Annotated in this window: 1 protein-coding gene; it reads left to right on the plus strand. The window is 60.7% G+C overall.

Going from position 1 to position 267, the window contains the following annotated elements; all coding sequences use genetic code 11:
* Positions 1 to 13: 13 nt before the first annotated feature.
* On the plus strand, positions 14 to 267 hold a 254-nt coding region (locus P8629_RS11975; RefSeq protein ID WP_278166338.1), incomplete at its 3' end, for a PilZ domain-containing protein.

Here is a 267-nt window from a genome sequence, read left to right on the forward strand (position 1 = left end):
TGCTGAGCTGCGTATGGGCATGGTGGTGTCGGCGACCGTTTACGGCGATGGCGAAGAAGGGGCGCAGGGTGAGTTGCGAGACCTCTCCCAGGAAGGGTGTCAGCTGGAGCTGCCGTTGGCAGCGAGTGGCGTGCTGACCGAGACCTCGGAACCCATGCGTTTGGTGTTTGCCTTTCCGGATGGTACTCAGTTCGAAGTGCATGCCGTTGTTCGCCATCAAAAAACAGACGCAGAGCGCCACCTGCTGCGTGTGGGGTTCCGCTTTGC

This window comes from Hydrogenovibrio sp. 3SP14C1, assembly GCF_029625905.1.
Lineage (GTDB): Bacteria > Pseudomonadota > Gammaproteobacteria > Thiomicrospirales > Thiomicrospiraceae > Hydrogenovibrio.